Annotated in this window: 9 protein-coding genes; 1 reads left to right on the top strand and 8 read right to left on the bottom strand. The window is 60.1% G+C overall.

All coding sequences use genetic code 11. From position 1 onward, the window contains the following. Window positions 1-181: 181 nt before the first annotated feature. The 7 genes from LG31_RS20520 to LG31_RS0114105 form a co-directional block, all read right to left on the bottom strand. On the bottom strand, window positions 182-565 hold the full coding sequence (locus LG31_RS20520; protein WP_084059633.1) for a hypothetical protein: 384 nt from the start codon (window positions 563-565) through the stop codon (window positions 182-184). Window positions 566-780: 215 nt separating this feature from the next. Further along, complete coding sequence (gene atcC / locus LG31_RS0114130) at window positions 781-1,683, bottom strand: cold adaptation protein AtcC (protein ID WP_033115097.1); 903 nt, start codon at window positions 1,681-1,683, stop codon at window positions 781-783. Between the two features lie 11 nt (window positions 1,684-1,694). Then, on the bottom strand, window positions 1,695-2,462 hold the full coding sequence (gene atcB / locus LG31_RS0114125; RefSeq protein WP_005335887.1) for a cold adaptation protein AtcB: 768 nt from the start codon (window positions 2,460-2,462) through the stop codon (window positions 1,695-1,697). Window positions 2,463-2,474: 12 nt separating this feature from the next. After that, window positions 2,475-3,017, bottom strand: coding sequence for a cold adaptation protein AtcA (gene atcA, locus LG31_RS0114120; protein WP_033115096.1), 543 nt, complete (start codon window positions 3,015-3,017; stop codon window positions 2,475-2,477). A gap of 23 nt (window positions 3,018-3,040) precedes the next feature. After that, window positions 3,041-3,325 carry a cold adaptation protein ActJcold adaptation protein ActJ gene (gene atcJ / locus LG31_RS0114115; protein ID WP_005343121.1) on the bottom strand — a complete coding sequence of 95 codons (285 nt, stop codon included), beginning with the start codon at window positions 3,323-3,325 and terminating at the stop codon, window positions 3,041-3,043. 280 nt (window positions 3,326-3,605) lie between these two features. After that, the gene (locus LG31_RS0114110; protein ID WP_033115095.1) at window positions 3,606-4,358 is read right to left on the bottom strand and encodes an SDR family NAD(P)-dependent oxidoreductase; all 753 of its coding nucleotides are present in this window, start codon (window positions 4,356-4,358) and stop codon (window positions 3,606-3,608) included. After that, window positions 4,355-5,233: an NAD(P)-dependent oxidoreductase gene (locus tag LG31_RS0114105; RefSeq protein ID WP_033115094.1), complete on the bottom strand. Its 879-nt coding sequence runs from the start codon at window positions 5,231-5,233 to the stop codon at window positions 4,355-4,357. The genes LG31_RS0114110 and LG31_RS0114105 overlap by 4 nt, the downstream gene beginning before the upstream one ends. Window positions 5,234-5,363: 130 nt before the next feature. Here LG31_RS0114105 and LG31_RS0114100 point away from each other — a divergent pair, with 130 nt between their 5' ends. Beyond that, the gene (locus LG31_RS0114100) at window positions 5,364-6,188 is read left to right on the top strand and encodes a LysR family transcriptional regulator (protein ID WP_033115093.1); all 825 of its coding nucleotides are present in this window, start codon (window positions 5,364-5,366) and stop codon (window positions 6,186-6,188) included. A gap of 62 nt (window positions 6,189-6,250) precedes the next feature. Here the strand turns inward: LG31_RS0114100 and LG31_RS0114095 are convergent, their stop codons facing one another. After that, window positions 6,251-6,766 carry a protein disulfide oxidoreductase gene (locus tag LG31_RS0114095; RefSeq protein ID WP_033115092.1) on the bottom strand — a complete coding sequence of 172 codons (516 nt, stop codon included), beginning with the start codon at window positions 6,764-6,766 and terminating at the stop codon, window positions 6,251-6,253. Window positions 6,767-6,768 lie beyond the last annotated feature (2 nt).

The raw sequence follows: 6,768 nt of genomic DNA, 5'->3' as shown, positions 1-6,768 counted from the left end.
GGCTAATATATATTCTTGTTGTAATAACGAGATACAGATTAGTTTCGACAGATAGGTGACTTAAAATAGCCAGATAATATACTAATCAGAGCATTTTGTGGCTGGGGATCGTGATGGTATCTTTTATGAAAATATATTGCCTTTGCATACTTTGATTATTTTCATCAGAGATAAAGTCTGATTATGGTGAGAACAGCTCGTAGTCCGGTGTGATAATAGAACCTTTCCGATAGGTCATATAGACAATGGTTCCTTCCTCATCGACCATGGCATATGGCCATTTTCCGTTGGCTCCGTACATGGCCACATAGAGTGGGTTGAAATAATCTTGAGTCTGCCCAGCCGGGTCATACGGGAGTCGAACATGATAGATTGGATATTTACCATCGTTACATAACTCGACTTTTTTTAATATAACGCCTCGTTCCAGTAATACCTTTCTGGTCGGATGTTGCCAATTTTCCAAATCTACATTTTTACAATTATTGGCAACTTCTCGATAAAGGCGGGTATCTGACAGTAGCGGAGTATTGGCGCTGATAAGCATTAAAAGTGGCAGCAGCATAAAAATCTGACCTGTATTATGACCGGTTTATTCAGCCCTGAATCAGGGGCGCAGTATAGCTGCGAACAAGGTTTGAATGAAGCCATCTAAACTGGTTGCATCCCAATTTGTTACGTCAATCGTGGGGGCTGATGACGTAGATAGAACAACGCCCGGCGGGCCGGGCGTTGGGTTATCCCACATTGGGGGCAACAAAAGAGGCGGCGAAGGGCGGCCTAGAAGTTGTGGTAGAGCGGCCAGCCGAGCAGCGGGTGCTTGAGACCGGCGCGCATCTCGATGTTGTCGAGCTTCTCCGGCGAGGCGTTCTCTTTTTGCAGCAGCTGGTACTGGCGCACAAAGCCGAGGGTGTGCAGCAGGTTGGGCACAAAGCCCGGGCTCAGCTCCTGACGCAGGGCGGCGGCCATGTCGGCGGGCAGCGCGCTCAGCATCAGGGCGAGCTGGGCGGCGAGGTAGTCGGTGTCATACCAGCCCTCGTCGAGCTCAATCTCCCGCGCCAGTTTGCGCTTGAGATCCTGCTTCACCTTGAGCGGAGCGGCGCCACTGCCCTTGCCGCAGAGGATGCGGTAGAGCAGCGCTTCGGCCAGCTTGTCCTCCATGGTGGGGTGGTCGCTCTCGCAGGCGAAGAAGTGCTGGTCGATGAGTGCCATCAGGCGGCTCTTGTTGTGCTCGGTCAGCGCCTTCTCGTACTCCTGCCACCCTTGCCACTCCTCCACATCGGGCGGGCTCGAGATCTTGTCCAGCAGGCGGGCATCCACATCACCGTAGAGGCTGTTGCCAGCCTGCTTGGGGCTGACGGTGATGAGCATCGACCAGCCCTTCTGGAACGGCTTGATGGGGCCTTCCGGCGCCTGCAGCAGCGCCAGCGCCTTGGCCGGATCCCGCGCCGAGAGCTCCTGCAGGCCGAGGCTCACCACGCCGATGACGTCGTGGGCGGCCTGCTCCAGCAGGTGCATCTTGTACTTGTTGTAGTACTTGTCGGCGAATTTGAGGCTCATCAGCACCGCCTTGCCCTTGATGGCGGCCAGCTGTTGTTCGCTCAAACGTTCATTGTCGCGGCCAAAGCGCAGCACCTGGGTCAGAAAGGGGCCCTGGTTGGCATCGCGAATGACTAACTGCATGAATGGGCTCCTTAATCCAGAAAGCTGAACATGTCGTCGACGTCGCCGTACTCGTCTTCCTCGACCTTGTTCTTCTCTTTGGCCTGCATCACCAGCTCGGCGGCAAACTTGTTGATGATGCCGTCCCAGGTGGAGTGCTCGTTGCGCAGCAGCGCCTTGATGGCTTTCTCCACCTCGGGGGCCAGCTCGCGAATGAGCATCAACAGGCTTCTCGGGTCATCCAGCGCGTAGTCGTGGACATCCTCGCTCTGCTGGCGCTCGCTGTAGCGCAGGGACTCTTCGAGATCTTCCTCTTCGGCGTGCAGCACGTCGCGATAGCCTTCGTCCTCTTCATAGCGATCGCCGCGATAGAACTCGATAAAGGGGATGGCGAGGTAGAAGAGACCGGCCGGATCTTCGGCCACGCACTCGAGGATCTCGCGCTGCTTGGCTTCGCTATCCTGGGTGCGGATCAGGTAGTTGAGGAAGTCGAAGGTGTGCTGTTGCAGCTCGTCGGCGTTGTTCTTGATCGCCTCTTCCCAGTAGAGCGGCTGCTGGCAGACGATGTCGCGGATCCGCTCCGGGGTCATCAGCTCGGAGATGATGGAGGGGAAGGAGATGTCGTGCTGGCCGTTGATCTGGGTCAGGGTAACGATATCTATGTTTTCAATCACTTCTGCCAGTTGGTCGTCAGACATGGTCTTGGCGATCAGCTCGAACTTCTCGCTGGCCTGCTTCGGCTCGATAACGGCCAGCTCTTTGATCTCGATGGCGGTAATTTCTATCAGACTGTTGCTCATGCCTTGCCCCAATTAGAAACGGACTTCGTCGTACATATCCTGATCGCCGTCGTCATCACCATAGCGGTCACTGCCACCATGGTAGTCGGCGTCGGCATCTTCCCCGTCTTCATCTTCTTCGTCGCGCAGCTCATAGTCGTCACCACCGCGGTGGCTGCCGCGTGGCAGCGGGTTGTCGAGCAGGAACAGCACGGCGCAGGCTTCCATCAGCTGATCTTCGCTCTGGGCCCGCACCGCCTTGACCAGCGGCAGGGCGGCGTTGTTGAAGCCGACGCTCACCTTGAACTCATCCCAGCTCGGCTGCTCGCCGCTGGTGAGCCACTTGTTCCACTGCGACTTGGCCTTGGCCGGGAACTGCACCCGGCCATAGAGGGCCAGCGGCAGATACTCGGGCATAAACTCCAGCATGCTCATATCGGCCAGCAGCAGGCTCTTCATCTGATCGGTGAACTGTTCCAGCCCCTTGGGGTCGTCCTGATCCCGGTAGGATTCGATGTTTTCGCTGGCATCGCTTTGCAGCGACTTGAGCCGCGCCTGGTCCCATCTCTTTTGCATAGTTGCTCTTTCTGCCTGCTGTTTCAGGGGTAGAACTGATCCCACATCTCCTGCATGGCGGAGGCGGGGTCGGTCACGATGACGTTGTTGAAATCCTTGATAAAGGCGGCCCGCTGTTTCGGATCGGACAGCACTTCATAGGCCTGCTTTACCTGGTGCAGCTTGATGGCTGCCTGCTCTTTCTCTTCTTCACTGGCCCCGTGCAGCTTGTCGGGGTGGTACTGGTTCGACAGCCGACGATAGGCTTTCTTGATGTCGTTTTCGCTGGCGTTGGACTTGACGCCCAGCACCCGAAAGTAGTTGTTCATGGCAGATCCTGCATCACTGGCATCATAGGATTCACGCTGCGAGTGCCTGATGGTGGGGATTGGCAAACCAGGCACGGCAAAAACCCGTCATTTTAACGGAAACAGCCCGCCAACGCGATGAGTTGGGCGATCAATTAACGGGCGAAATGAAGAGGGGTCAGTTGAGAGCCTATTGTTGCCAGTCGGTCAGGTCAGTGCAAGGGCGGCGGGGCAAAAGCGATGAAAAAACGGGCAGGAAAGGAGTGGGCGGCATGCCGAAGAGAGGCTGCCGCCGCAGGGGTTACTCCTCCCAGAAGGAGGCGGAGGTGTGGTAGATCATCTTCTTGCTCATCCCGCCATCGACCACCAGATTGGCACCGTTGATAAAGTCGTTGCGAGGATCCGCCAGAAAGAGGCAGGCGCGGGTGATGTCGTCGGGGCGACCGACCCGGCCACTCGGGTGCTGGCGGTGATCCGCCTCGGTCAGGGTGTGGTAATCCTCCGCCTGGATCCAGCCCGGACTGATGGCATTGACTGTGATGGGGTAGTCGGCCAGCGAGTTGGCGAGGGACTGGGTGAGGGCGACCAGCGCCCCCTTGGAGGCGCCATAGGCATCCCAACCCGGCTCGTTCTGCTGCCAGCGGGTGGAGGCGATATTGATGATGCGGCCATAGGGCAAACCGCGGTTGGCTTGCACAAAGGCGCGGGCGCAGAGCATGGCGCCGCGCACATTGACCGTCATCACCTGATCGAACTGGGCTGCGCTCAGATCCTCGAAGCGGGTGTGGAACTTGCTGATGGCGCCGTTGTTGATCAGCAAGTGGATGCCGCCATGTTGTGCGCGAACCTCGGTAAAGAGCCGCTCAATCCCCTGCTCATCGCGCAAGTCGAGGGAATGAAAGTGGATCTCGGGATGGTCGAAAGCGTGAGGAGCCAGATCGGTGGCAATCACCCGATAGCCCGCCTCGGCCAGCCCGATGCAGAGCTGGCGGCCAATCCCGCCAGCGGCGCCGGTGACCAGTGCAATTTGGGGTTGGTTGGTCAGCTCGTTCATTGCGCCGCTCCATTGCGCGCCCGCAGCACCTTGATGAGGGCCGAGACCTCTTGCTGGCCAAATCCTTGTGCCACACCTTCCTCAAACAGATCGGCGGCAAAGCGCGGGAAACGGCTGTCGATCCCGGCGTCGGTGGCATGACCGGCGAGGCGGCTGATTGCGGCGCTCCAGGTTTTCAGGCTGGCGTAGGGGTGATCGAAATCGCCGCTCGCCAGCGTCTTGCCAAGGTGGGCCACATCGCCCCCCAAGATCGGCGACAGCTCGCTGAACTGGGCGCACACCTTGGCTACCGGCAGCCCTTCCGCCTCGCAGATCAGCGCACCGTGCAGGGCACCGAGCAGACCACCGGCAAAGTAGGCGGCGACGGCGCAATCTTGCGCCGCAGCGGCGCCCACCGCCTCGGCCACATGGTCTAGGGTAGGGGCGAGCAGGCGCAGCAGCGGTTCGGCCTCGCTAAAGGCGGCGCTGGCCCCCGAGCAGATGATGCTGGAATCGGTAGTGCCGATCTGATCCGGGAAGCAGAGGATGGCGCCATCGAGATAGCGGGCGCCGCGGGCGTGGCTCCAGCTCTCCAGCGCTCTGGCCCCCTGCGGGCTGCCGGTGGAGAGCTGCACCAGCAGCTTGCCCGCCACCGCATCGCTTGCCTCATCCAGCAACTGCTGGCTGACGGCGTAGTTATCGACGCAGACAAGGGTGATATCGCTTGCAGCGATGGCTTCGCCAACCGAGGGGGCGAGTGTCGCACCCAGCGCTTGCAGCGGTGCGGCCTTGGCGGCGCTGCGATTCCAGACGGTGACCGGATGGCCCGCCTTGATCAGAGTGGTGGCGAGGGCGGAGCCCATGGCTCCGAGGCCGATGACAGAGAGATGGCGCATGATGGCTCCTGACTGTGTTGATAGTCGTTGATATAGAAAATTGGGATGCCTTGTGGCAGGTAAGCCATTATATTTGCCTAGTGTCGCCGTGAAAAATGGCTTTTATGACTGTCTGATATAGGTGAATTCTATGGATGTGCGAACCCTGCGTGCGTTTGTGGCTGTCTTCGAGGAGCGCAACATCACGGCGGCGGCCACCCGCCTCTTCATTACCCAGCCCACCCTCTCCACCACTATCAAGACGCTGGAGGATGAGCTGGGGGTGACCCTGTTTGTGCGGCAGGCGCGCGGGGTGGAGGGGACCGAAGCGGCGCACCGGCTCTATCCCCGCGCCAAGCGGCTGATCGCCGACACCGACTCCCTCGCCCGCGAGTTTCGTGAAACCTCTCCCTGTCTGGAGGTGACGGTGGGAATTGAGGCGGATTTGGGGGATGGCGTGGTGGGGGCGCTGGTCAACGGGGCACTTGCCCACGAGGAGATCCTGCTGACCCTGGAGGAGGGCTGTTGTGGCGATGTGCGGCTGGGGTGCGAATCCCTGCGCTGTGGCGACGAGCTCTTTATCCCCCTGCTGGAGGAGGAGTTCGTACTGGTGCTGCCGCCGGATCACCCACTGGCAGGCAAGGGGGCGCTCGCCCCGGTGGCGTTGGCGGACCAGCCCTGGGTTACCTGCCCGCGTCACGACTCCCACCTGCGGCTGATCGCCATCCTTGGAAATCAGGCACCCCTCTATCCACGGCGGGCAGGGTCGCTGCGATTGGCGGCGACTATGGTGGCCGCCGGGGCGGGGATCGCTTGGCTGCCCCGTTTGCTTTGTCCGCCCGGCTGTACCGTCGCCGAGCTGGCGGCCTCTTCCTTCAAGCGGCGGGTAGGGCTCTGCTACGCCCCCGATGCGTTGCGCTCGGCGGCGGTGAGCGCCTTGCTGGATCAGGTGCGCGGGATGCAGCTCCCCGCCTGATATCGGCATAAAAAAGGGCCATCCGGTGGGATGGCCCTGTTGAAGGCAACGATGTTGCGTGGCTAGAGCGACGCCCACCAGAGCCGCAGCTGCAAGCCCCACTTCGAGCTCCAGCCAGTGGTGCTGCTCACCAGCTTGCCATCCTTGATGACCAGAAAAGTCGGGGTGACTCCCACCTGCCACTTGGCGGCCAGCGCTCCCGATTCGTCGTTGTGGGTCGGGAAGGTGAGCCCCTTCTTGCTCATCCCCTTGCCTAACTGCTCCGAATTGCCGGAGCGCAGCGCCACCGTCAGCACGTTTTCACCCTCTTGCCAGAGCTGCTGCACGGTCGGAGTAGTGAAACGGCACACCCCGCACCAGCTGGCCCAGTAGTAGACCAGCAGCGGCTTGTTCTGACTTAAGGTAGCGAGATCCGTGCTGCTGCCGTCCTGCAGGGTGACGGGGGCGCTCATCGCCCCCTCTGGCAGGGTCGGGCTGCGCCACAGATCCAGCAGGGTCGAGATGACCAGCGCCAGCAACAGCAGCCAGAGTGCCTCCTTGCTCCAGCGTCGCCAGCGGGGTTGAGGGTTGGTGGTCATCC

Origin of the sequence: Aeromonas lacus (assembly GCF_000764665.1) — a bacterium.
GTDB classification, from domain to species: Bacteria; Pseudomonadota; Gammaproteobacteria; order Enterobacterales; family Aeromonadaceae; genus Aeromonas; species Aeromonas lacus.
The sequence above is the reverse complement of the archived record's forward strand: the minus strand, read 5'-3'. Positions and strand labels throughout refer to the sequence as shown.

What these genes read in the sequence shown, in the direction of transcription:
- LG31_RS20520 (WP_084059633.1), bottom strand. Translation starts at nt 565, where the DNA reads ATGCTGCTGCCACTTTTAATGCTTATCAGCGCCAATACTCCGCTACTG.
- atcC (WP_033115097.1), bottom strand. Translation starts at nt 1,683, where the DNA reads ATGCAGTTAGTCATTCGCGATGCCAACCAGGGCCCCTTTCTGACCCAG.
- atcB (WP_005335887.1), bottom strand. Translation starts at nt 2,462, where the DNA reads ATGAGCAACAGTCTGATAGAAATTACCGCCATCGAGATCAAAGAGCTG.
- atcA (WP_033115096.1), bottom strand. Translation starts at nt 3,017, where the DNA reads ATGCAAAAGAGATGGGACCAGGCGCGGCTCAAGTCGCTGCAAAGCGAT.
- atcJ (WP_005343121.1), bottom strand. Translation starts at nt 3,325, where the DNA reads ATGAACAACTACTTTCGGGTGCTGGGCGTCAAGTCCAACGCCAGCGAA.
- LG31_RS0114110 (WP_033115095.1), bottom strand. Translation starts at nt 4,358, where the DNA reads ATGAACGAGCTGACCAACCAACCCCAAATTGCACTGGTCACCGGCGCC.
- LG31_RS0114105 (WP_033115094.1), bottom strand. Translation starts at nt 5,233, where the DNA reads ATGCGCCATCTCTCTGTCATCGGCCTCGGAGCCATGGGCTCCGCCCTC.
- LG31_RS0114100 (WP_033115093.1), top strand. Translation starts at nt 5,364, where the DNA reads ATGGATGTGCGAACCCTGCGTGCGTTTGTGGCTGTCTTCGAGGAGCGC.
- LG31_RS0114095 (WP_033115092.1), bottom strand. Translation starts at nt 6,766, where the DNA reads ATGACCACCAACCCTCAACCCCGCTGGCGACGCTGGAGCAAGGAGGCA.